The following is a 22106-nucleotide window of genomic DNA, read 5'->3' as shown; positions in this document are numbered from 1 at the left end:
GTTCACGGATTTCAAAGGAGGTTTCCATGCCTGCTCCCTTCGCGCTGCCCGATGCGCAGCAAACCCATCCCATCACCCTGCCCGATGGCACGCCCCACGCGGGCACCGTCCACCTGAAGGCGGTCGTCGATCATCCCCGCCTGTTTGTGGGCGAGTACACCTATGCCAGCGACTTCGACCCGCCGCAGGACTGGGCGGCGCGGCTGGCACCCTACCTGTTCCCGTTCAGCCAAGACTGCCTGCGCATCGGCAAGTTCTGCCAGATCGCACATGGCGTGCGCTTCATCGGGGCCTCGGCCAATCACGCGATGGATGGGCTGACGACCTATCCCTTCGCGGTGTTCGCCCCCGAGACCATGGCAGGCTACCAGCCCGACACGCGCGACACCGTCGTCGGCCATGACGTCTGGCTGGGCTATGGTGCCATGGTCCTGCCCGGCGTGCGGATCGGCAACGGGGTCATTGTCGGCGCCGGGGCGGTCGTGCGGGGGACGATCCCGGATTACGCGGTCGTGACCGGCAACCCGGCGCGGGTCGTGCGGATGCGGTTCAGCGAGGACCAGATCGCGCGCCTGAAAGCCCTCGCCTGGTGGGACTGGCCGCCCGAGGCCATCGCCAAAGCGCGCCAGGCTCTCGAAACCGCAGACATCGACGCGCTTGCTGCTCTGCGCCTCTGAGAGCACACGAAACAGGGCCGGTCTAATGACCGACCCTGCCTTCATCTTGATCCAAATACCCTCGGGGTCCGGGGCAGCGCCCCGGTCCGACCGCGCAACTCAGTGCCCACCCAGAATGCCCGTCCGCACGCCGTAATCCACCGCGACCTCGTAATCCGGATCATCGTCGGAATCGATCATCAGGTGACCGGCCTTGGACAAGAGCCGGTGACAGTCGCGCGACAGGTGGCGCAGTTGCACCTGCTTGCCCAGCGCGTCGTATTTCGCGGCCACGGCCTCGATCGCCTGAAGAGCGGATTGGTCCACCACGCGGCTGTCGGCGAAGTCGACCACCACCAGCGAGGGATCGTCTTCGACCTGGAACAGTTCGATAAAACCGTCCGATGAGCCGAAGAACAGCGGGCCCTGCACCTGGTAGACCTTGGCGCCCTCGGGGGTGGTGTAGGTCTTGGCGTGGATGCGGCGCGCGTTGTTCCAGGCGTAGGCCAGCGCGGACACGATCACACCCACGACCACGGCGACCGCGAGGTCCTCATACACGGTCACCACCGTCACCAGCACGATAACGAAGGCGTCGGTCAGCGGCACCTTGAAGAGGATGCGCAGCGAGTTCCACGCGAATGTGCCGATCACCACCATGAACATCACGCCGACCAGCGCCGCCAGCGGGATCAGTTCGATCAGCGGCGAAGCGACGAGGATGAAGGACAGAAGGAACATCGCCGCGACGATCCCGGCGATGCGGGTGCGGCCACCGGATTTCACGTTGATCATCGACTGGCCGATCATGGCGCAGCCGCCCATGCCGCCAAAGAAGCCGGTCAGCACGTTGGCCGCGCCCTGCGCCATGCATTCCTGCGAGGCCCCGCCGCGCTGGCCGGTCATCTCGCCGACAAGGTTCAGCGTCAGCAGCGATTCGATCAGGCCGATGGCGGCGAGGATCACAGCGTAGGGCAGGATGATCTGGAGCGTTTCCATATCGAAGGGCACCGCCGGGATGTGGAACGCCGGAAAGCCGCCCTCGATCGAGGCCATGTCGCCGACGCGCGGCGTATCGAGGCCAAAGAGGATCACCACCACCGCCGTCACGGCGATGCCTGCCAGCGGCGCGGGAACGATTTTCGTCAGCTTGGGCAGGCCCCAGATCACCAGCATGGTCAGGGCCACCAGCCCCAGCATCAGCCACAGGTCCATGCCGCCGAGGTAGGCGCCGGTGGCGCTCTCGGGGTCCTTGAACTGGGTCAGCTGCGCGAGGAAGATCACGATGGCGAGGCCATTGACGAAGCCCAGCATCACCGGGTGCGGCACCAGCCGGATGAACTTGCCCCAGTGCAAGGCGCCCGCGATCAGTTGCAGGATACCCATCAGCACCACGGTCGCGAACAGGTATTCCACGCCGTGTTCCGCCACCAGCGCCACCATGACCACCGCCAGAGCGCCTGTTGCGCCCGAGATCATGCCGGGACGGCCGCCAAAGATCGCCGTCACCAGCCCCACGAGGAAGGCGGCGTACAACCCCACCAGCGGATGCACCCCCGCGACGAAGGCAAAGGCCACCGCCTCGGGCACCAGCGCCAGCGCCACGGTCAGGCCGGACAGCACGTCGGTCTTGATCTGTCCCTGCGTCAGCCGCGCGGTCGGAGAGACCCGCAGATCGGGCATGGTGATGCTGTCGGCATAGCGCGCCAAGGCGTTTCGCTTCATCTCGGGTCCTTTCGTTCGCGTGCGCCTGTTAGCGCCAATCGCCCTGAAAGGCCACCCTCGCCGCAATGCGGCGTCCTCACGTCCCGCTCACCGGGTGTTTGCTTGGCCGTGATCTCCTTCGCGTGGCACGCCGGTCTGGCAACACGACCCTGGGGGACATCCATGAAACACTTCCTGCCGCTGATTTTGGCGCTATCCGCCTTGCCTGTTCACGCCCAAAGCCTCGATGGCGAGGACCGCGCCAGCAACTGGCGGGTGGTGCACTCAGAGCGCTTTGGCCTGTGGGAAAGCATGTGCGACGAGCGCGAAGAGCCCGCCGGGCTGCACCAGCGCTGCTATATCCGGCACGTCGACGTCTTCTCGCCCGCGCCGCAGTTCGGCGCGATATTCACCTTCGTGCATTACGACGACAAGGCACTGACGGTGGAGTTCGGGATCGAGCCGGGGACGCTGTTCGGGCCGAACGGTTTTCGCATCGAACGCGGCGCGGACATGACGTGGCGCACCCACAGCCCCGGTTGCCTGACCGGGGTCAGCTGCACGTTTACCGGGCAGGATGCGGGCGAGCTGGTGGAGGCCATGGCAGAGGGCGGTGCGTTTCGTCTGGGCTTTCGGGACCGGCACGGGAAGACGCAGGACCTGACCTGGCCGCTGGAGGGCTTTGCCGAGGCGCATGCCGACCTTATGCGCAACAGCGGGGCGCGGGGGCTGTTGCCCTCCGGGTAATCCTGCCAGCCCCATGCCTTGAACTTGCACGGGGGGCGTGGCTAACTGCCCGCAAAGCCAAAGCGCCAGCAGCAGGGATCCCACATGACCGAAACGATGATCGCCGTGATCGGCGGCTCCGGCATCTATGACATCGACGGCCTTGAGGGCGCGCAGTGGACGGCGGTCGAGACGCCTTGGGGGGCGCCGTCCGACGAGATCCTGACCGGGTCGCTGGACGGGGTGAAGATGGCCTTTCTGCCGCGTCACGGGCGCGGCCACGTGCATTCCCCCACCACCGTGCCCTATCGCGCCAATATCGACGCGCTGAAACGGCTGGGGGTGACAGACGTGATTTCCGTCTCGGCCTGCGGGTCGTTCCGCGAGGAGATGGCACCGGGGCATTTCGTGGTGGTGGATGATTTCATCGACCGGACCTTTGCGCGCGAAAAGTCGTTCTTTGGCACCGGCTGCGTGGCACATGTGTCGGTCGCGCATCCCACCTGCCCGCGCCTGTCAGAGGCCTGTTTCACCGCCGCGCAGGACGCGGGCATTACCGTGCACAAGGGCGGGACGTATCTGGCGATGGAGGGGCCGCAGTTCTCCTCCATGGCGGAATCGAAGATGTACCGCAGCTGGGGCTGTGACGTGATCGGCATGACCAACATGCCGGAGGCGAAGCTCGCCCGCGAGGCGGAGCTGTGTTACGCCTCGGTCGCCATGGTCACGGATTACGACAGCTGGCACCCGGACCACGGCGCGGTGGACATCAACGAGATCATCAAGGTGCTGACCGGCAACGCCGACAAGGGGCGCGAGATGGTGCGCCGCCTTCCCGCCCTATTGGGGCCCGAGCGCGCGCCCTGCCCGCATCATTGCGACCGTGCGCTGGAATACGCAATCATGACCGCGCCTGAGAAACGCGATCCGGCCCTGCTGGCAAAGCTCGATGCCGTGGCGGGACGCGTTCTCTGAGATGGTTGGTCGCCTGTCCCTGTCTGCCCTTCTGACCCTGACCTACCTTGCCCAAGGCGCGGGGGCGCAGCAGGGGGCGGTGATCGAGGACAGCTTCTTCATGGGGGCCGGGGTCTGGACCTGCGCCGATGTGCTCGCCGCGCGCGAAGCCAAGGACGTCAGCCGGAATGCGCAGGCGGCGGGCTGGATCCTTGGTGCGTGGAGCATGGCGACAACGCAGCGCGAGAAAGGGTTTACCGACATCGTGGAAAAGGTCGGCGGTGCGGGGCTGTTCGAGCTGACCCTCAAGCAATGCGCCACCGCGCCCGAGACCCAGCTGTACCGCGTCGTCTATTCCATGATCGCCAACACCAACCCGGGGCGCGAATGACCCGCTGGCCGCTTCTGGCCCTGTTGGCAGGGCTTGCGGTGCCCTTGGCGGTCCCGCTGGCCGCCGCGCAGGACCGCGATTTCATTGAGACCGAGGGGTTGCTGTCCGACGATGACTTCTACCGGCTGGTGGCCTGCGCCGCGCCGCCGGGGGAGCCGTGTGCCAAGCCCTTGCTACATTGGCCGACGGACCGCGCCCTGACGGTGCGCATTGCCTCGATGGACCGGGCTTTCCTGGGGGGCAAGCGCAAACGGGCGCAGGCGGCGCTGGAGCGGGCGGTGCAGTATCTGAATGCTGCCGGGATGGGGCTGCGCCTGCGCCCGGTGGCCGAGGCTCCCGCCGATATCGAAATCCATTTCCTGGATACGGACGGGCGCACACCGGTGCAGGGGTCGGGCATCGAGGGCGCGGATGGCGTCACGGTGACCGGCGCCCGCGTCATCACCTTTTCGCGGCAGGACACGCACCGGATCCTCCGGGCGACGATCCTGTTTGGCACGCGGCTGCACATCAGCCACTACGAATCCGCCATGCTGGAGGAACTGACCCAGTCGCTGGGCCTGATGACCGACATCCGCAACCCGGTTTACGAGGGCGTGTCGATCTTCAGCCAGGACAGCAACGATACCAAGCAATTCGGCGAGCAGGACCTGATGGTGCTGCGTCGTCATTATCCAGTGGAGAAGTGATATGGACCTGACGACCTGGCTGACTTTCGTGGCCGCCTCAACCGCGCTTTTGATGATCCCCGGACCCACCATCCTGCTGGTGCTGTCCTACGCGCTGTCCAAGGGGCGGTCAGTGGCCGTGGCCTCGGCCGCCGGAGTGGCGACAGGAGATTTCGTCGCCATGTCGGCGTCGCTGGCCGGCCTCGGGGCGCTGGTGGCGACCTCGGCGGCACTGTTCACCGCGCTGAAATGGGTGGGTGCGGTGTACCTGGTGTACCTTGGGGTGAAACTGATCCGCTCGGCACCGCGCGACGGGTTGACCCTGCCCGAGGGCGCGGATGTGACGGCGCGGGGCGTGTTTGCGCATAACGCGGCGGTGACGGCGCTGAACCCCAAGAGCATCGCGTTTTTCGTAGCCTTCGTCCCGCAGTTCATCGACCAGGAGGCGGCGCTGATGCCGCAGTTCGTGGTGCTGGTGGCGACCTTCGTGACCCTGGCGACGCTGAACGCGCTGCTGTACGCGCTGGCGGCGGACCGGCTGCGCGGCTGGATCGCGCGGCCCTCGGCGCTGGCCTGGATCACGCGGGCCGGAGGTGCAACGCTGATCGGCATGGGCGTGCTGACGGCGACGTTGCGGCGCGTTTGAGCGGGCAAGGCGGGGATAACCCCGCCCTACGCGGGATTCATCCGTGGCGTTTCAGGAAGTCGCGGATGAACCGGCGCACCTCGCGCGAGGCGGTGGTGTCCATGTCCTTGCACAGGGCAACGAATGCGTCGCGGTCTTCGCGGTCGAGGCGCAGGATCAGCTGGGAATCCTTGCCCTCTTTCTTCTTTTTCTCGTTCTTAACCAACTCTTCACCAATTCGGCGCATCTTGATTTTTGGCGATACGTTGTATATACAAAGTATCGCAGTCATTCATACAAAGAGAGTTAACACATGTCCCCCTTCTTCGCAAAGTCCCTGTTCCTGACCGACCGGCTGGACGGCAATCGGCCACGGCTGTCCTGGGTGAAACGCGCGCTGTATGGCTTTGGCCGCCGCCGCTGATTGGTCAAGGTCTGCACAGCGCGGCCCCGACCTTGCACAGGAACCGCCCACAAGCTACCGCTTGGGGCGGTTTTTCCTTGGCCGTCCCGCAACCAGACCGGAGCCCCGACATGACCCGCCGCCCCGAGATCCAGGACTATATCCGCACCATCCCACCCTTCCCGCACGAGGGCATCCTGTTTCGCGACGTGACCACGCTGTTTTCCGATCCGCGCGGGTTCCGCATGGCGATCGACCAGTTGCTGCACCCCTACGCGGGCGTGCGGTTCGACAAGGTGGTGGGGCTGGAAGCGCGCGGCTTCATCCTGGGCGGCGCGGTGGCGCACCAGTTGTCGGCGGGCTTCGTTCCCGTGCGCAAGAAGGGCAAGCTGCCCGGCAAGACCATCGAGCAGAGCTACAAGCTGGAATACGGCGAGGCCACGGTGGAGGTGCACGACGACGCCATCCTGCCGGGGGAAAAGGTGCTGCTGGTGGATGACCTGCTGGCGACGGGCGGCACGGCGGAGGCCGGGATTTCCCTGATCGAACGGCTGGGCGGCGAGGTCATCGGCTGCGCCTTTGTCGTAGACTTGCCGGACCTCGGCGGACGCAAGCGGCTGGAGGCCCTTGGCATGGAAGTGCATGCGCTGGTGGCCTACGAGGGGCTTTGAGGGGCGCTGTCCTCGTGCCGTGACGCGTGAGGTGGGGGGCTCTGCCCCCATCGCTCCCTTGGAGCGATTCCCCCGAGGGTACTTGTGAAACCAAAGAAGCGGGGGCGCGGCGCATGGGATGGGCCGCGCCCCTTGGTATTACTCCGCCGGGCGGTGGGCGGCTTCGGCGAGGATGGCTTCGTCGGCCTCGTCGATGTGCAGGTCGTCGCCGGTCATGATCCCTGCGTCGGGGTTGTTAAAGGTCTCCATGTCGACCTGGCCTTCGCCCTTGGCGACGATGGTGGAGACCACGGCGTCACCGGTGATGTTCACCACGGTGCGGATCATGTCCATAAGGCGGTCGACGCCGAGGATCAGGGCGATGCCCTCGATCGGCAGACCGACCTGGCCCAGCACCATGGTCAGCATCACGAGGCCCACGCCCGGCACGCCCGCCGTCCCGATGGAGGCCAGCACCGCCATGGCGATGACCGTCAGGTAGCCGCCCAGCCCGAGGTCGATGCCGTAGACATTGGCGAGGAAGACCGTGGCCACCCCTTGCATGATCGCCGTGCCGTCCATGTTGATCGTGGCACCAAAGGGCACGGTGAAGGAGGCCACCGAGTTGTTCACCCCGATGCGTTCGGTGACGCAGCGGAGGGTGACAGGGATCGTCGCGTTCGACGAGGCGGTGGAGAAGGCGAAGATCTGCGCCGGGCGAATCTTTTGCAGGAAGGTGACGGGGCTGAGGCCGGAGAAGAGTTTCAGGTAGAGCATCAGCGTGCCGAAGAGGTGCAGGAGCAGCGCGCCCACCAGCACCAGCACGTAGGTCAGCACCGGCATGAAGAGGCCGAGGCCCTGTTCGGCAAAGGTCTTGGCGATCAGGCAGAATACGCCGTAGGGCGCGAAGGCCATGACGATCTGCACGACCTTCATCATGACCTCGTTCATGTACTCGCAGGCCTCGACGAAGGGTTTGGAGCGCGCGCCCATCATCAGGACGGCGACGCCCAGCACGATGGTCTAGAAAATGATCTGCAGCATCTCGCCATTCGCGAAGGCCGCGACGGGGTTGCGCGGGATGACGCTGGCGAAGGTGTCCCAGACGCTGGGGGCGTCCTTGCCCGTGACCGAGGAGGTGTCGAAGCCGTCCATGACGAAGCCCTGCCCCGGCCCCACGACCAGTGCGATCAGGATCGCCACGGCGATGGCGGTCGCGGTGGTGGCGATATAGAGCGCAAAGCTCTTGCCACCGACGCGGCCGAGGATGCGCACGTCGCCGATGCCCGCCACGCCGCAGATCAGCGAGAAGAACACCAGCGGGACGACGAGCATTTGCAGCGCGTTCACGAACATCCGGCCGATCATGTAGAACAGGCCGCCGACGATGTGGGTGTCGATGAGTTCGGAATCGATGCTGTTGAAGATCACGCCGACGATCAGGCCCAGCCCCATGGCCAGCATGATTTTCGTCGTGAGTGACATCTTTCCTGTGCTTCGCGTCTGCGTTGCCGTCATGTCAGCCCCCTTGGTTCCAGTTTCCAGACCCTCAGTCTGTGCGAAGCCCCCTGCGCGCAGCCAAGGATTTGTCGGCCGACATTACAGTTTTCGCGTGTGATATTAAATTTACGCACAATTTTGAGGCAAAAATCAAGGTTTTAGCCGCATCTTTTCCGATGCCGGGAAAAGAAAATGCGCGGCCCGGGTGGGCCACGCATCGCTTGTCTTATCAACCATTTAGGGCGCAGATCACCTTGGCGCGGTCGAGCGCGTCAGACGAGGCTGACCACCTTGCCGTCCGACTTCTTGGCGCCGCGCTGGTTGGCGTCGATGAACTCCAACACCAGCGGGCGGATGTTGTTGCGCCAGCTCTTGCCCGCAAAGATGCCGTAGTGACCGGCGCCGGGTTCGACATGGCTGGCCTTCATCGAATCCGGCAGGCCGGTGCACAGGCCCAGCGCCGCGATGCACTGGCCGGGTGCGGTGATGTCGTCCTTGTCGCCCTCAACGGTCTTGACCGCGACATTGGTGATCTTGCCCATATCGACCTTGTGGCCGTTCACCACGAATTCGTTCTTGGCGATCTCGCACTTCTTGAAGATGCGCTCGACCGTCGAGAGGTAGAATTCCGCGGGCATGTCCATGACGGCGAGGTATTCGTCGTAGAAACGGTTGTGCGCGTCATGATCCGACGCCTCGCCACGCGAGACGCGCATGATCTGGTCCTGAAACGCCTTGCCGTGGCGGTCGGAGTTCATCGACATGAAGGAGGCCAGCTGCAGCAGGCCCGGGTAGACCATGCGGCCCACGCCCTTGTACTTGAAGCCGACGCGCTGGATCATGGTTTCCTCGAGCTGGCCCATGGTCACGCGCGCGCCGAAGTCGGTCACGTCGGTGGGCACGGCGTCGGGGTTGATCGGGCCGCCGATCAGCGTCAGGGTCGAGGGCTGCGCGTCGGGTTCCAGTTCGGCCAGGTAGGCCGTCGCGGCCAGCGTCAGCGGCGCGGGCTGGCACACGGCGATCACGTTCACTTCGGGGCCGAGGTGCTTCATGAAGTCCATCAGGTAGAGGGTGTAATCCTCGACGTCGAACTTGCCTGCCGAGACGGGGATGTCACGCGCATTGTGCCAGTCGGTGATGTAGACCTCGGAGTTGACGATCAGCGATTTCACCGTCGAGCGCAGCAGCGTGGCGTAGTGGCCGGACATGGGCGCGACCAGCAGGATCTTGCGCGGCTGTTCCTCGCGGCCCATGACGTCGAAGTGGATGAGGTCGCCGAAGGGCTTTTCCACCACGGTCTTGATATCGACGAGGTGGTCCTTGCCATCCTCGCAGGTGAAGGTGCGAATCCCCCAATCGGGCTTGACCACCATGCGTTCGAAGGTGCGTTCCGTCACCTCGCCCCATGCCGCCATCCATTGCAGGGCCGGGTTCGGCATGACCGAGAACACCGGGTACGATGCCATGGTCCGGGCGGTCGCACCCAGCCATTGGTTGGTGTTCCGCATCGTTTCCATCAGATCGTACGTCGCCATGTAGCGCATGACAGCTACTCCTATTATCATGGGGTCGTTGCACCGTTTCCGGCGTGTCGGACCAGAGCCAATTCGTCGCTTTGCCCCCCGACCCCGGCGACGTTAATTCTGCAACTGCGAAGCATAGGGGGGGAAAAGTTAAATGACAACAAATACGGTTGTCGCAGGGGAAAACCGCGAGAAGCTCGAGGCGAACCTGAAGCGGGTCGAGGAATTGTCGCAGCGGCTGGTGCAGGCCCTGACGAAACGCCACCCGACGCCGCAGGCGCTGAACGGGCCGGACAGCGCGCTGTATACCAAGGCGGCGCAGGCCTACATGCAGGAATGGGTCACGAATCCCGCCAAGCTGATCGAGCAGCAGGTGGGGTTCTGGGGCAAGACCGTCACGCATTTCGTTGAGGCGCAGCAGGCGCTGGCCTCGGGCAAGTTCACAGCACCTGCGCCGAAGAGCCAGACCACCGACAAGCGGTTCAAGAACCCGTTGTGGGACAGCCACCCCTATTTCAACTACGTCAAGGAACAGTACCTCATCAACGCCGACGCGGTGCGCCAGGCGGTGGAAGCGATCGACGATCTGGACGAGGTAGAAAAGCGCCGGTTGCGCTACTTCAGCCAGCAGATCATCGACATGTTCGCGCCGACGAACTTCCTTGCCACGAATCCCGACGCCCTGATGAAGGCGGTGGAAACCGAGGGTGAGAGCCTCGTGCGCGGGCTGGAGAACCTCGTCAGCGACCTGGAGGCCAACAACGGCGAGATGCTGGTGCGGCTGGTGGACGAAGGTGCCTTCGAGGTCGGCGGCAACATCGCCACGGCGCAGGGCGAAGTGGTCTATCGCAACCGCATGATGGAGCTGATCCAGTATTCGCCCACCACGGAACAGGTGCACGAGACCCCCATCGTGCTGTTCCCGCCGTGGATCAACAAGTTCTACATCCTCGACCTGAAGCCGCAGAACTCGCTGATCCGCTGGGTGGTGGATCAGGGCTACACCCTCTTCGTGGTCAGCTGGATCAACCCCGATCCGAAGTACCGCGACGTGGGCATGGAGGATTACGTCGAAGAGGGCTTCCTGAAGGCCGTCGAGGTGGCCAAGGACATCTGCAAGGTCAAGCAGGTCAACGCCGTGGGCTACTGCATCGCCGGAACCACGCTGTCGATCACCCTGTCGCTGATGAAGAAGCGCAAGGACAAGTCGATCAAGTCGGCCACCTTCTTTACCGCGCTCACGGATTTCAGCGACCAAGGGGAATTCACGCCCTTCCTGCAGGAGGATTTTGCCGACGGGATCGAGCAGGAGATCGACCAGGAAGGCATCCTGCCGCATTTCATCATGGCGCGGACGTTCTCGTTCCTGCGGTCCAACGACCTGATCTATGGACCGGCGATCAAGAGCTACATGATGGGCGAGACGCCCCCTGCCTTTGACCTGCTGTACTGGAACGGCGACGGGGCGAACCTGCCGGGCAAGATGTTCATCGAGTACCTGCGCGCCCTGTGCCAGCGCAATGAATTCGCCAAAGGCACCTACAAGCTGTTCGGAGAGACTCTGTCGGTCAAGGACGTGGACGTACCGCTGATGTCCATCGCCACCGAGACGGACCACATCGCCGCCGCCCGCGACGTCTATCGCGGGGTGCAGATGATGGGGTCGAAGTCGAAGGAGTTCGTGCTGGGCCAGTCAGGCCACATCGCGGGGATCGTCAATCCTCCGGGCAAACCCAAGTACGGGCATTATCTGAACGACGACCTGTCCCTGCCCTTCGACCAGTGGAAGGCCAAGGGCACGCATCACGAGGGGTCGTGGTGGCCGCATTGGGAAGAGTGGCTGAAGGCGCGGTCCGGCAAGATGATTACGGCTCGCGCTCCGGGTGATTCGGAGCATCCGTCGCTCGCCCCGGCTCCGGGAACTTACGTGAAGTTAAAGGCCGCCAAACAATTTCAATGACTTGTTACGTGCCCTCGACATTTTTTGCTGCAGCGCAGAATTTCACTTGAAATGCTGCGCTGCAGCATGCATATTGTTTGCAGCTGCAGAGAATACGGGGTGGGCCCGCTGAGCAGCGGAACAGAGATACGAGGAATTACGAAATGGCACAGACGCAAGACTTCACCGCGATGATGAAAGACATGATGGGCGCGTTCCCGGTCGACACCAAAGCAATGGAAGACGCTTTCAAGACCACCGCGACCATGAACGAGAAGCTCTCGGCTGTCGCTCTGGAAGCCGCCGAGAAGTCGACCGAGCTGTCGGCCGCCTGGACCAAGGACACCCTGACCAAGCTGTCCGCCATGACCAGCGCCAAGTCCGAGCCGGCTGACTATGCCAAGGCGATGACCGACTTCGCTTCGGCTCAGGCAGAAACCGCAGCCGAGAACATGGCCGCTTTCGCCGAGATCGCCAAGAAGGTCCAGATGGACACCGTCGAGCTGCTGATGGCGGCTGGCAAGGACTTCTCGGAAGACATGACCGCTGCCGCCAAGAAGGCATCGGACGAGATGACCGCAGCGGCCAAGAAGGTTTCTGAGGCAGCGAAGTAATTCGCACGGGTTTCCCGCGCCCCTTCGGGGGTAACGGGTAAGGCTTTTGCGCCCTCTCCTCCCATTTGGCGCAAAATCCTGGGGGTGGGTTCCGTCTGGAACTCACCCCCTTCCTTTTTGAGCGGCGGGTGCCCTGTGGCGCCCGCCGTTTTTCTTTACGCGGCTGTTATCCCGTGGTGCGCCTGCGGCGCGCTGGGTGTCTCGGCCTGTCGCCTGCGGCTCGGGCCTCGAGGGGCCTCCGGCGGAGGTATTTGGGAAACCAAAGAAGCAGGGGCTGGCGCAATCGTTGGACATGGAAAAGGGCGGCACCCAGATGGGGCCGCCCTTATTGCGTTGCAGTGACGGAGGTCAGCGCGGACTGGCGTCGCCCTCTGCCTCGCCATCGTCGAAGGTGGCGTCCTTGTCCGGGCTTGCCTTGGGCTTTTCGGCCTTGGCCTCGAGGGTCTGCGCGTCCTCGGTGTCGTGGATCAGGCGGATCGGGGCGGCGGGTGCCTTGCCCTGCTTGTCCTCGCCAAAGTAGATCGTCTGGTGCGGGAACGGGATCTCGATCCCGCGTTCGTCGAAGATGCGTTTGACGATCTCGTTGTAGGCCCGGCCTACGCCCCATTGCTGGCCCGCGACGCATTTGATGCGCGCGCGGACGACCACATCGGAGGCACCGAAGCTGTTCAGGCCGAACCATTGCAGGTCTTCGAGGATGTGCGGCGCGAAATCCTCGTTGGCGCGCAGTTCGTCGAAGGCGTCGTGCATGGCCTGTTTCGCGTCCGAAACGTTCTCGCGGTAGGCGATGCCCATGTCTGCCACGTAGAATCCGTAGTCGCGCATGAAGTTCGACACCATGTCCACCGAGGAGAATGGGATGATGTGGAAGACGCCCTGCACGTCGCGGAGAGAGACGGAGCGGATGGTGAGGCGCTCCACCGTGCCCGTGGTGCCGCCGACGGTCACCACGTCGCCCACGTTCATGGCGTTCTCCAGTTGGATGAAGACGCCGGTGATGATGTCCTGCACCAGTTTCTGCGCGCCGAAACCAATGGCGAGGCCCAGCACCCCGGCAGAGGCGATCAGCGGCGCGATGTCGATGCCGACCTCGGAGAGGACGAACATCAACGTGATGACGATCAGCACGATGCTGACCGCGTTTCGCAGAAGTGTCAGCAGCGTCTGTTCCCGCGCCGTGGGGCGGCTGCCGTAGGACGGGTTCAGGCGGAAGTCGATCCAGCTGTTCACTGCCAGCCAGGCGAGGAACGAGAACATGAGGATCAGGAAGATCGACACGATCATGCCGGTCATCCGCACGCCCACCTGGCTTTCCAGCCAGCCCTGCGCGTCGAGGATGCCCATGGTGTTCAGGGTAAAGAAAACGACGGCGGCAAAGATCGCCAGTCGGAAGACCGTCAGCACGCGCGGAACGAAGGCGTTCAGGCGACGCTCGAGCAGCGGCAGGCGCTCCGAGATGCTCTCGGGCACCTTGACGCCGCGCATGATGAGCCGCCCCATCAGGTTCGACGCGATGGCGCCCAGCACGATCGCCCCCAGCACCTTGGCCGAGGCATAGAGCATCGGGAAGAGCACTCCGCCCGGACGCGCCAGCACCACCGCCAGCAGCACCACCAGGTAGACCAGCGCCGCCACGTACCAGTTGCGCGCAAGGAAGCGGATCGCGCTGCCCCAGTCATGCAGGCGGCTTCCCATCAGCCAATCGGCGACCGTCTTACGCCAGCGCACCACCAGCACCATCACGATCAGGATCGCCAAGGCCGAGATCACGGTCGAGACGCCGCGCCCGGTGGCGTAGTTGACGTTCTGGTTGATGATCGGCACCACCAGCAGCTGGCCGTAGCCCAGCAGACTTGTGATGAAGGCGATCCAGCGGTTGAGGTAGACCGCGCCCCGGTCGGGGATGTTCATCGTCCGCAGGTCCGGCGTGGTGGGTGACAGGATCGCGCGCACAACGACCTTGACCATCTCGACGATCAGGAAGGCATTCAGGTAGAGCGTCTGGCGGATGCCGATCTCTCCGGTCGTGCCAAAGGCCATGAGCGCCAGCAGATATCCCGCACCCCAGGCGATGGCGACCACGGCCACGTCGATCAAGACCGAGGCCAGGATGATCAGCCCGGTTTGCAGCGGCCCGCGTTCATGCGCGGCGTCTCCCATGCGGCGAAAGATGCGTTTCGCCACCAGACGCAGCACGTTGTAGATCACAACGGTGGCGGCGATCACCAGCGCCAGTTCGCGGATGGCGTCCCAGATCACGCCCGGGTCGACGTTCAGCACCGAGTCGATGGCATCCGGCGCGCGGGTCAGCGCCGCGCCAAAGGTTGTCAGCGTGCTGCCCACTGTCTCGGCCGCGTTTTGTGTCGCCTGTGCGACGCGGCGGCCCAGCGAGACCTCCTCGGGCTGGGTGGTTGCCGCCGCCGCGGCGGGATCGGCCGACCCCGTGTCCACCGGCACCTCGCCCACCTTGTTCAGCGCATCGACCAGCGCGCCGCGCGTCGCGTCGTTGCTGAGGAGGTCAGCCAGGGCCTTGGCCTGTTCCGGGGTCAGTTGCTCGACCGCCGTGGGGGTCGGCGCGCCGCTGCCCACCGTTGTCTGTGCCAGCGACGGCAGTGCCGCCATGATGAGGGAAATGGCGAAAGTGCAGGCCACCAGCGCCTGCCGGAGCACTCTGCCCCCGGTCGTGAAACTCATGCGAGCCCCTTTGTCTTGTCCAGTCCTGCCCCGGGGGCGGTGTCCCCCACCCGCCCGAAGCCTTCGCCCGCGCCTCTTGCGCGGTGTGCGTCCAGTCACCAGCTAGGGCGCGGGGGGACATTTCAAGGCGCGGATGTGCAAGCGCAGCAATGCAAAACGGCGGCCCACGCGGGACCGCCGTTGCGTTTTCACCTTGAGGGTGTATCAGACCAGCGTCGCTTGCGTCGCCGCGCGCAGCTCGTCCTCGGTCACGCCCTCCGCGCATTCCACGATCTTCAGCCCGCCGTCGACCACGTCCAGCACGCCGAGGTTGGTGATGATGCGATCCACCACGCCCTTGCCGGTCAGCGGCAGGGTGCATTCCTTCAGCACCTTGGACTCGCCGTGCTTGTTGGTGTGGTCCATGACGACGATGACGCGGCCCACGCCCGCCACGAGGTCCATGGCGCCGCCCATGCCCTTGACCAGCTTGCCCGGGATCATCCAGTTCGCCAAGTCGCCGTTCTCCGCCACTTCCATGGCACCAAGGATCGCCGCAGCGATCTTGCCGCCGCGGATCATGCCGAAAGACGTGGCCGAGTCGAAATAGGCTGTGCGCGGCAGTTCGGTGATCGTCTGCTTGCCGGCGTTGATGAGGTCCGGGTCCTCGTCGCCCTCATAGGGGAACGGACCCATGCCCAGCATGCCGTTCTCGGACTGGAGCGTGATGTCCTTGTCGCCGACGTAGTTCGCCACCAGCGTCGGGATGCCAATGCCGAGGTTGACGTACATGCCGTCTTCGAGTTCCTGCGCGGCGCGTGCCGCCATCTGATTACGGTCCCAGGCCATTATGCTTCCTCACGCTTGCGCACGGTGCGCTGTTCGATGCGCTTCTCGTGCTCGCCCTTGATGATGCGATGCACGTAGATGCCCGGCAGGTGGATGTGATCGGGGTCGAGCGCGCCCGGCTCGACGATCTCCTCGACCTCCAGCACGCAGACCTTGCCGCACATGGCCGCAGGAGGGTTGAAGTTGCGCGCGGTCTTGCGGAAGACGCAGTTGCCCGTGGTGTCGGCTTTCCAAGCCTTCACGATGGCGAGGTCGGCAAAGATCCCCTCTTCGAGGATATATTCCTTGCCGTTGAACACCTTGACCTCCTTGCCCTCGGCAATCTGCGTGCCTACGCCGGTCTGGGTGTAGAAGCCGGGGATGCCCGCGCCACCGGCGCGCATCCGCTCCGCCAGGGTGCCCTGGGGGTTGAATTCCAGCTCCAGCTCGCCCGAGAGGTACTGACGCATGAATTCCGCGTTCTCGCCCACGTAGGACGACATCATCTTCTTGATCTGGCGGGTGGCCAGAAGCTTGCCAAGGCCGAAATCATCGACGCCCGCGTTGTTCGACGCGACGGTCAGGTTCTTGACCCCGGACGCCACGATGGCGTCGATCAGCAGTTCCGGAATACCGCAAAGGCCAAAGCCCCCGGCGGCGATCAGCATGCCGTCGCTCAACAGGCCGTCCAGCGCCTCGGACGCCGAACCGTATACCTTCTTCATGAAACACCCCTCCTGTGTGTGCCCTCGCATGCGGTTTTCGCCGCTCTGCAGCACGGAGTCAACGCGGGCGGCACGGCCCCGCCGCCCCGCCCGCAGCCGTTACCGCAAACGGCGTCAGATCAGGCGCACCTGCTTTGCTTAAATGAGGCGAACCTGCGTTCCGATAGGGGTGATCTCGAACAGCTCCGCGATCTTCTCGTTGTACAGACCGATACAGCCATCGGACGAAGGCCGCCCGATCTTGCGCGTGTCATGGGTGCCGTGGATCAGGTAGGCGGGCCAGCTGAGGTACATGGCGTGCGTTCCCAGCGGGTTGTCCTCTGCGCCACCCGCAACCGGACGCCAGTCGGGGAAACGCTCCATCTGGCTGGCGGTAGGCGTCCAGGACGGGCCGACCTTCTTGCGCACGATCTCGGTATAGCCGCGCTTGGTCAACTCATCGGTCTTCGGCACCGAGGTCGGGTAGACCCGGTAATCGCTGCCATCGGCCGACCAGTAATGCAGCGCGCGGCTTTCTGTATCACAAACGATGCACCCCTTGCCCAGGCTATCGAAATGATCGCGCCAGTCCTGGCTCGCAAAGCTGGAAACATTGCGCCGCCCCTCGGCAGCACGCGCCGTGGCAGGCACCACCAGCGCAGCGGCACCGGCAATCATCAGGGAACGTCGGGTCAGAAGTGTCATCTCAGGCCTCTCTGCTCGAAAACATGCCAGTTACATGCATGTCTCTCACACCAAAGGCCAATCACACATCCTTTACCACGAATGTGAGGTCATTTCGGCAACAGGTCCGCAAGGCTCGCCCGCTCGCCTGCTTCTTTGGTTTCCAAAATACCTCGGGGGACCGCGCGGCACGCGCGTGGGGGCAGAGCCCCCATCCCGGCAGGCGCGAAGCGCCTGCTCCCCTGCGCGCGCGCCAGCGCGCTCCGCCGGATCACTCCTTCTTGGCGGCCTTCTTCGCGGGCGCCTTCTTTGCCGCCGGTTTCTTCGCCGCAGGCTTCTTGGCCGCCGCCTTCTTCGCGGGCTTCTTCTTCGACTTCGCCGCGATCAGTTCCAGCGCCTGCTCCATGGTCAGGTCCGCAGGTTCGACGTCCTTCGGCAGGGTCGCGTTGACCTTCTCCCACTTCACGTAAGGACCGAACTTGCCCTCCATGATGGCAATCTTGCCGCCGTCCGGGTGGTCCCCCATCTCGCGCAGCGCCTTGGCGGCCTGACGACCGCGCCCCGGGTTCGCCCGCTTCTGTGCAAGCAGCTCCACCGCATGGTTCATGCCGATCTCGAAAACCTCCTGGAATTCCTTGAGGTTGACGTAGACGGGTTTCTCCTCGTCGGGAAGCTGGTGCATGATGTAGGGTCCGAACCGACCGAGGTTCGCACTCACTACGCCACCCTCGGGGTGCATCCCGATCTCGCGCGGCATGGTCAGCAGGGTCAGCGCCTTTTCCAGCGTCATCCCCTCGGGCTCCCAACCCGGCAGGTAGGCCCCGCCCTTCTTCGGCAGCGAGGCACGCGGCGGCTTCTTGTTCTCGGGCGTCGGTTCGCCGCGCTGCACGTAGGGGCCAAAGCGACCGGCTTTCAGCCAGATCTCGTCGCCACCATCCATGCCGAGCAGCTTTTCCTCGCCATCCGCGCCCTCACCTGCGATGGGCCGAGTGTAGGTACACTCGGGGTAATTACCACAGCCGACGAAACCACCGGTCCTCGACGTTTTCAGGTGCAAGCGCCCCGCCCCGCATTTCGGACAGATGCGCGGATCAGTACCATCCTCGCGCGGCGGGTAAAGCTGCGGGGCCAAGGCCTCGTCCAGCACGTCCAGCACCTCGGAGATCCGCAGGTCCGAGGTCTCGGCAATGGCAGCCGAGAAATCGCGCCAGAACTTCGCCAGCAGCGCCTTGTAGTCTTCCTCGCCCGCCGAGACCAGATCCAGCTCGTTCTCCAGCGCGGCGGTGAAATCGTATTCCACGTAACGCTTGAAGAAATTCAGCAGGAAGATCGTCACGATCCGGCCCTTGTCCTCGGGGAACAGGCGGTTCTGCTCCTTGCGGACGTATTCGCGGTCCTGGATCGTCGTGATGACAGAGGCGTAGGTCGACGGGCGGCCGATCCCCAGCTCTTCCATCTTCTTGACGAGGGTCGCCTCGGTGTAGCGCGGCGGCGGGTTGGTGAAGCTCTGGGTCGCCAGCGTCGCGGCATCACCCGACATGACCGCATTCTTCGCGCCGGTCGACTTCTCAACCATCTTCGCGTGCTCGGAGGCCAGCGCGCCGCCTGCGAACTTCGCCGGTTCGCCGTTCATGATCTGCGGCAGGCGGCCATCGTCCTCGTCCACCACGTCGTCGCGGCCTTCCTCGTAGACCGCCATGAAGCCGTCGAACAGCACGACCTGCCCGGTCGCGCGCAGGCCGACCTGAACGTCCTCGCTGCCGATCTCCACGGTCGTGCGTTCCAGCCGCGCGGCTTCCATCTGGCAGGCCAGCGTGCGCTTCCAGATCAGGTCGTACAGACGGCGCTGGTCACCGTCCGTCAGGCGCAGTGCCTCGGCGTCCTTGGTCATGTCGGTGGGGCGAATGCACTCGTGCGCTTCCTGCGCGTTCTTGGCCTTGTTTTTATAGACGCGCGGGCTGGAGGGCACGTATTTCGCGCCGAAGCGGTCCGCGATCGCGGCACGGCAAGCCTGCACGGCCTCGGGGGCCATGTCGATGCCGTCGGTTCGCATGTAGGTGATGTGCCCCGCCTCGTAGAGGCGCTGCGCCGCGTTCATGGTGGCCTTGGCCCCCATGCCGAACTTGCGCGACGCCTCCTGTTGCAAGGTCGAGGTCATGAAGGGGGCCGACGGGTTACGCGACGCCGGTTTCGCCTCGACCGACTGGACCTTCAGCGCGCGCTTTTCCACCGCGGACACGGCCATCTCGGCATCGGTCACATTGGCCAAGTCGTAGCGGTCCAGCTTCTTGCCCGCCAGCGACACCAGCCGCGCCTCGAACGTCTGGCCGCGCGGCGTGGTCAGCGCCGCCTTCACCTGCCAGTATTCACGGGCGCGGAACGCCTCGATCTCCATCTCGCGCTCGACGATCAACCGCAGGCAGACCGACTGCACCCGCCCCGCCGAGCGCGCGCCCGGCAGCTTGCGCCACAGCACCGGCGACAGGTTGAAACCCACGAGGTAATCCAGCGCGCGGCGGGCGAGATAGGCCTCCACCAGCGGCGCGTCGATCTCGCGCGGGTTCTGCATGGCCTCGGTCACGGCCTGCTTGGTGATCGCGTTGAAGGTCACGCGGCTGACATGGGTGTCCTTCTTGATGGACCGCCGCTTGGTCAGCGCCTCCTTGAGGTGCCACGAAATCGCCTCGCCTTCGCGATCGGGGTCGGTTGCGAGGATCAGCGCATTGTCGCTTTTCAGCGCCTCGGCGATGGCGGCGACATGCTTTTTCGAATCGTTCGCGATCTCCCAGGTCATGTCGAAATCGTTCTCGGTATCGACCGAACCGTCCTTCGCAGGCAGGTCGCGGACGTGTCCGTAAGAGGCCAGAACCGTGTAGTCGGATCCCAGATACTTGTTGATTGTCTTGGCCTTGGCCGGGGATTCGACGACAACGACGGGCATCTGGCTCTGTGACCTCTCTCTACAATAACTGCGATCTTCTGGGGCGGCGTATCGCGGCGCTAGATGTGGGTTGCAAGGGGGAATTGTCAATGTGGGCGGATCGGCCGCGTTTCCTGTGGCGCGTTCCGGCGCTAGACCTCAGGGCGTTAACAGGAGCTTAAATCATGCGCCATTTCCTGCGTGCCGCTGCCCTTTCGACCTCGCTTGTCACGCTGCTTGCGGCCCCGCTCGCCGCTTGGGAAACGCCCCAACGCGGCAGCCAGACGCGGTCTGACCTGATGGACGCCATGCGCCCGCATGTGGAGTGGATCTTTGGTGCGCCCCTGCTGTTCCGCGTCGATGACCTGCGGGTGCAGGGCGACGTGGCCTTTGCCATGCTGGAGCCGATCCGGCCCGATGGCAGCACGATGCACCGCGGTGACCTGATGCTCGGGCGCGGGGCCGATGACATATTCGAGTTCGGCGGGCCCTCAGTGCAGGTGCTGTACCAGCGTTCCGGCAACACGTGGGTCGCCGTCCATTGGGAAATCGGGGCGAGCGACGCCTGGTGGTATTGGCCTGAGCTTTGCCCGACATGGTGGTCGGTCATCCCCGAAGCCTGCGCGGGCTAATCCTTCGGCACCGAGGACAGGAAACCGCCGGGCTGGCGGCGCACCTGCCCGTCAAGCTCGAGGTCCGTCAGGGCCGAGCTGACATGCTCCGCCCCCTGCCCCAGATCCCGAACCAGCTGATCCTCCGCCGTGGGCGATGGGCCGAGCCGCGCAAGGATCTGCCGGTGCAGGTCGGCCACGCGCCGCAGGTTCATGCGGGGCGGACGCGCCTCGGACAGGCCGCGATAGCCCTGCGGCGGCTGCTCCAGCGCCAGTTCCGTTTGCACAGGGGTGTCTGCCTCCATAGGCGGCAGTGCTTCGAGGATGTCGTCCACGCCACGCACCAGCCGTGCGCCGTCGCGGATCAGCATGTTGCAGCCCGAGGCGCGCGCATCCAGCGGATGGCCCGGCACCGCCAGCACCTCCCGCCCCTGATCCAGCGCGCCGCGTGCCGTGATGAGCGAACCCGACTTGGCCGCCGCCTCGACCACGACCACGGCCCGCGCCAGTCCGGACACGATCCGGTTGCGCGTCGGGAAATGCCGCGCCATGGGTTGCATCCCCATCGGCTGCTCCGACACCCGCGCGCCGCCCTTTTCCACGATCTGTTCTGCCAGCCGCGCGTTTTCCGCCGGATAAAGCACGTCGACCCCGCCCGCCAGCACCGCCACGGTGCCGGTGTCGAGTGACGCGACATGCGCGGCGGCATCGATGCCCCGCGCCAGCCCGGACACAACCGTATAACCCGCCTGCCCCAGTCCCTCGGCAAGATTGCGGGCCATGCGCAGCCCCAGCGACGAGGCATTGCGCGCGCCAACCAGTGCCACCATGGGCCTGCGCAGCGCGCGCGGATCACCCACCACCCAGAGGATCGGCGGCGCGTCGCTCAGGTCCGCCAGATCGGGCGGATAGTCCTCCATCCCTCGACACACCATGCGCGCCCGCTTCAGCCGCGCGGCCTTCATCTCGGCGAGGACGACGCCCTCGGGGCAGACCTCGTAGCGGTCAACGCCTGCGGCGCGCGCCACCTCTGGCAGGACTGCCAGGGCGGTGCGCGCGTCACCATGTTCGTTCAGCAATTTCCAGAAGGTCGTCGCTCCCACGCGACGTGAGCGCAAGAGGCGGAGCCAGTCCACACGAGCATCTTCCGTGGTGGGTGGGAGTGGGGGGTGAGTGGAAGAGTAGCTGTCGTCGCGCATCCTGTCCCCGCCGTCTTGCGGGATCATCTATAGCGCGAAATTAGTTAACCATAGGTAAACTACAGGCTGCACCGGGCCGATACATGCCATCGGCAGGTATAAGGCCATGATTCATCGAAACTTTTATTTTCGTC

Annotated in this window: 19 protein-coding genes and 1 pseudogene; 10 read left to right on the top strand and 10 right to left on the bottom strand. The window is 64.6% G+C overall.

Translation table 11 applies throughout. From position 1 onward, the window contains the following. The first annotated feature begins 26 nt into the window (after positions 1-26). Positions 27-677, top strand: a complete 651-nt coding sequence (locus tag ACP16H_RS20100; protein WP_425074032.1) for a CatB-related O-acetyltransferase — start codon at positions 27-29, stop codon at positions 675-677. 99 nt (positions 678-776) lie between these two features. Here ACP16H_RS20100 and ACP16H_RS20095 read toward each other — a convergent pair whose 3' ends face one another. Continuing rightward, a complete protein-coding gene (locus tag ACP16H_RS20095) occupies positions 777-2381 on the bottom strand; it encodes a SulP family inorganic anion transporter (RefSeq protein ID WP_425074031.1) in 1605 nt (534 codons plus the stop codon). A 162-nt stretch (positions 2382-2543) separates the two neighbouring features. On the opposite strand from ACP16H_RS20095, the gene ACP16H_RS20090 reads away from it, so the two are divergent. The 5 genes from ACP16H_RS20090 (at position 2544) to ACP16H_RS20070 (ending at position 5745) form a co-directional block, all read left to right on the top strand. After that, positions 2544-3107, top strand: a complete 564-nt coding sequence (locus tag ACP16H_RS20090; RefSeq protein ID WP_425074030.1) for a hypothetical protein — start codon at positions 2544-2546, stop codon at positions 3105-3107. A gap of 84 nt (positions 3108-3191) precedes the next feature. Continuing rightward, the gene (locus tag ACP16H_RS20085; protein WP_425074029.1) at positions 3192-4061 is read left to right on the top strand and encodes an S-methyl-5'-thioadenosine phosphorylase; all 870 of its coding nucleotides are present in this window, start codon (positions 3192-3194) and stop codon (positions 4059-4061) included. A gap of 1 nt (position 4062) precedes the next feature. Beyond that, on the top strand, positions 4063-4431 hold the full coding sequence (locus tag ACP16H_RS20080; protein ID WP_425074028.1) for a 5'-methylthioadenosine phosphorylase: 369 nt from the start codon (positions 4063-4065) through the stop codon (positions 4429-4431). Beyond that, positions 4428-5120: a DUF2927 domain-containing protein gene (locus ACP16H_RS20075; RefSeq protein ID WP_425074027.1), complete on the top strand. Its 693-nt coding sequence runs from the start codon at positions 4428-4430 to the stop codon at positions 5118-5120. The genes ACP16H_RS20080 and ACP16H_RS20075 overlap by 4 nt, the downstream gene beginning before the upstream one ends. A 1-nt stretch (position 5121) precedes the next feature. Further along, entirely contained in the window at positions 5122-5745 is a 624-nt protein-coding gene (locus ACP16H_RS20070; RefSeq protein ID WP_425074026.1) for a LysE family translocator, read from the top strand. Positions 5746-5782: 37 nt separating this feature from the next. On the opposite strand, the gene ACP16H_RS20065 is transcribed toward ACP16H_RS20070, so the two are convergent. Next, a complete protein-coding gene (locus tag ACP16H_RS20065; RefSeq protein ID WP_425074025.1) occupies positions 5783-5971 on the bottom strand; it encodes a hypothetical protein in 189 nt (62 codons plus the stop codon). 287 nt (positions 5972-6258) lie between these two features. Here ACP16H_RS20065 and ACP16H_RS20060 point away from each other — a divergent pair, with 287 nt between their 5' ends. Next, the gene (locus ACP16H_RS20060; RefSeq protein ID WP_425074024.1) at positions 6259-6798 is read left to right on the top strand and encodes an adenine phosphoribosyltransferase; all 540 of its coding nucleotides are present in this window, start codon (positions 6259-6261) and stop codon (positions 6796-6798) included. Between the two features lie 138 nt (positions 6799-6936). On the opposite strand, the pseudogene ACP16H_RS20055 reads toward ACP16H_RS20060, so the two are convergent. Both ACP16H_RS20055 and phaZ read right to left on the bottom strand, forming a co-directional pair. Beyond that, positions 6937-8262: pseudogene (locus ACP16H_RS20055) on the bottom strand (dicarboxylate/amino acid:cation symporter). A gap of 287 nt (positions 8263-8549) precedes the next feature. After that, on the bottom strand, positions 8550-9821 hold the full coding sequence (gene phaZ / locus ACP16H_RS20050) for a polyhydroxyalkanoate depolymerase (RefSeq protein WP_425074023.1): 1272 nt from the start codon (positions 9819-9821) through the stop codon (positions 8550-8552). 133 nt (positions 9822-9954) lie between these two features. On the opposite strand from phaZ, the gene ACP16H_RS20045 reads away from it, so the two are divergent. After that, positions 9955-11760, top strand: coding sequence for a PHA/PHB synthase family protein (locus ACP16H_RS20045; protein WP_425074022.1), 1806 nt, complete (start codon positions 9955-9957; stop codon positions 11758-11760). Positions 11761-11903: 143 nt separating this feature from the next. Further along, the gene (locus tag ACP16H_RS20040; protein WP_425074021.1) at positions 11904-12353 is read left to right on the top strand and encodes a phasin family protein; all 450 of its coding nucleotides are present in this window, start codon (positions 11904-11906) and stop codon (positions 12351-12353) included. 348 nt (positions 12354-12701) lie between these two features. On the opposite strand, the gene ACP16H_RS20035 is transcribed toward ACP16H_RS20040, so the two are convergent. The 5 genes from ACP16H_RS20035 to topA form a co-directional block, all read right to left on the bottom strand. Further along, positions 12702-15047, bottom strand: a complete 2346-nt coding sequence (locus tag ACP16H_RS20035; protein ID WP_425074020.1) for a mechanosensitive ion channel domain-containing protein — start codon at positions 15045-15047, stop codon at positions 12702-12704. A 204-nt stretch (positions 15048-15251) separates the two neighbouring features. Continuing rightward, positions 15252-15875, bottom strand: a complete 624-nt coding sequence (locus ACP16H_RS20030; RefSeq protein ID WP_425074019.1) for a CoA transferase subunit B — start codon at positions 15873-15875, stop codon at positions 15252-15254. Then, complete coding sequence (locus tag ACP16H_RS20025; protein WP_425074018.1) at positions 15875-16579, bottom strand: CoA transferase subunit A; 705 nt, start codon at positions 16577-16579, stop codon at positions 15875-15877. The genes ACP16H_RS20030 and ACP16H_RS20025 overlap by 1 nt, the downstream gene beginning before the upstream one ends. A 138-nt stretch (positions 16580-16717) precedes the next feature. Next, positions 16718-17263, bottom strand: a complete 546-nt coding sequence (locus tag ACP16H_RS20020; protein WP_425074017.1) for a L,D-transpeptidase — start codon at positions 17261-17263, stop codon at positions 16718-16720. Positions 17264-17513: 250 nt separating this feature from the next. Next, entirely contained in the window at positions 17514-20183 is a 2670-nt protein-coding gene (topA, locus tag ACP16H_RS20015) for a type I DNA topoisomerase (RefSeq protein WP_425074016.1), read from the bottom strand. 164 nt (positions 20184-20347) lie between these two features. Between topA and ACP16H_RS20010 the strand changes: the two genes are divergently transcribed. Continuing rightward, positions 20348-20794 carry a hypothetical protein gene (locus ACP16H_RS20010; protein WP_425074015.1) on the top strand — a complete coding sequence of 149 codons (447 nt, stop codon included), beginning with the start codon at positions 20348-20350 and terminating at the stop codon, positions 20792-20794. Here the strand turns inward: ACP16H_RS20010 and dprA are convergent. Next, entirely contained in the window at positions 20791-21972 is a 1182-nt protein-coding gene (gene dprA, locus ACP16H_RS20005; RefSeq protein WP_425074073.1) for a DNA-processing protein DprA, read from the bottom strand. The two genes, ACP16H_RS20010 and dprA, sit on opposite strands and share 4 nt — an antisense overlap. Between the last annotated feature and the right edge of the window lie 134 nt (positions 21973-22106).

The sequence above is a fragment of the Sagittula sp. S175 genome (assembly GCF_049800975.1).
GTDB lineage: Bacteria > Pseudomonadota > Alphaproteobacteria > Rhodobacterales > Rhodobacteraceae > Sagittula.
This window is presented reverse-complemented; position numbering and strand designations above follow the sequence as displayed.

Bases quoted from the DNA above. Each gene is read 5' to 3' on its own strand.
- ACP16H_RS20100 (WP_425074032.1), top strand. From the start codon at position 27: ATGCCTGCTCCCTTCGCGCTGCCCGATGCGCAGCAAACCCATCCCATC.
- ACP16H_RS20095 (WP_425074031.1), bottom strand. From the start codon at position 2,381: ATGAAGCGAAACGCCTTGGCGCGCTATGCCGACAGCATCACCATGCCC.
- ACP16H_RS20090 (WP_425074030.1), top strand. From the start codon at position 2,544: ATGAAACACTTCCTGCCGCTGATTTTGGCGCTATCCGCCTTGCCTGTT.
- ACP16H_RS20085 (WP_425074029.1), top strand. From the start codon at position 3,192: ATGACCGAAACGATGATCGCCGTGATCGGCGGCTCCGGCATCTATGAC.
- ACP16H_RS20080 (WP_425074028.1), top strand. From the start codon at position 4,063: ATGGTTGGTCGCCTGTCCCTGTCTGCCCTTCTGACCCTGACCTACCTT.
- ACP16H_RS20075 (WP_425074027.1), top strand. From the start codon at position 4,428: ATGACCCGCTGGCCGCTTCTGGCCCTGTTGGCAGGGCTTGCGGTGCCC.
- ACP16H_RS20070 (WP_425074026.1), top strand. From the start codon at position 5,122: ATGGACCTGACGACCTGGCTGACTTTCGTGGCCGCCTCAACCGCGCTT.
- ACP16H_RS20065 (WP_425074025.1), bottom strand. From the start codon at position 5,971: ATGCGCCGAATTGGTGAAGAGTTGGTTAAGAACGAGAAAAAGAAGAAA.
- ACP16H_RS20060 (WP_425074024.1), top strand. From the start codon at position 6,259: ATGACCCGCCGCCCCGAGATCCAGGACTATATCCGCACCATCCCACCC.
- phaZ (WP_425074023.1), bottom strand. From the start codon at position 9,821: ATGCGCTACATGGCGACGTACGATCTGATGGAAACGATGCGGAACACC.
- ACP16H_RS20045 (WP_425074022.1), top strand. From the start codon at position 9,955: ATGACAACAAATACGGTTGTCGCAGGGGAAAACCGCGAGAAGCTCGAG.
- ACP16H_RS20040 (WP_425074021.1), top strand. From the start codon at position 11,904: ATGGCACAGACGCAAGACTTCACCGCGATGATGAAAGACATGATGGGC.
- ACP16H_RS20035 (WP_425074020.1), bottom strand. From the start codon at position 15,047: ATGAGTTTCACGACCGGGGGCAGAGTGCTCCGGCAGGCGCTGGTGGCC.
- ACP16H_RS20030 (WP_425074019.1), bottom strand. From the start codon at position 15,875: ATGGCCTGGGACCGTAATCAGATGGCGGCACGCGCCGCGCAGGAACTC.
- ACP16H_RS20025 (WP_425074018.1), bottom strand. From the start codon at position 16,579: ATGAAGAAGGTATACGGTTCGGCGTCCGAGGCGCTGGACGGCCTGTTG.
- ACP16H_RS20020 (WP_425074017.1), bottom strand. From the start codon at position 17,263: ATGACACTTCTGACCCGACGTTCCCTGATGATTGCCGGTGCCGCTGCG.
- topA (WP_425074016.1), bottom strand. From the start codon at position 20,183: ATGCCCGTCGTTGTCGTCGAATCCCCGGCCAAGGCCAAGACAATCAAC.
- ACP16H_RS20010 (WP_425074015.1), top strand. From the start codon at position 20,348: ATGCGCCATTTCCTGCGTGCCGCTGCCCTTTCGACCTCGCTTGTCACG.
- dprA (WP_425074073.1), bottom strand. From the start codon at position 21,972: ATGCGCGACGACAGCTACTCTTCCACTCACCCCCCACTCCCACCCACC.